The sequence below is a fragment of the Ferrovum myxofaciens genome, assembly GCF_000735045.1.
GTDB classification, from domain to species: Bacteria; Pseudomonadota; Gammaproteobacteria; order Burkholderiales; family Ferrovaceae; genus Ferrovum; species Ferrovum myxofaciens.
This window is the reverse complement of the sequence record NZ_JPOQ01000556.1, coordinates 1-261: the sequence shown is the minus strand read 5'-3', so window position 1 is coordinate 261 and position 261 is coordinate 1. Positions and strand designations below refer to the sequence as shown.

Here is a 261-nt window from a genome sequence, read left to right as displayed (position 1 = left end):
AAAGGTCTGGGGGAGAGATATCGATCTCAAGCAGATCCTGATGGCGAGTGAGGTGCAAGGGGCCAGGTTCTGGCAGAGCACGGGCGCGCATTTCCAGGATATTGGTGAGGTAATCGGCACTGAAGGCTTGGAAGGTCAGCCCGTCCTGGATGGCTCGATCCATTTCGGCACTGGGATAGATTTCCGCGAGAGCCAGAATGAGACGCAGGTGGTGACGGGTATTGAGTTGTTTGTGCTGTAATCCTTCGTAGAAGGCAGGGG

At 55.6% G+C, this 261-nt stretch carries 1 pseudogene; it reads right to left on the bottom strand.

What is annotated here, in order from left to right:
• Positions 1 to 261, bottom strand: a pseudogene (locus tag IV91_RS18790) (IS21 family transposase); the annotation flags it as partial.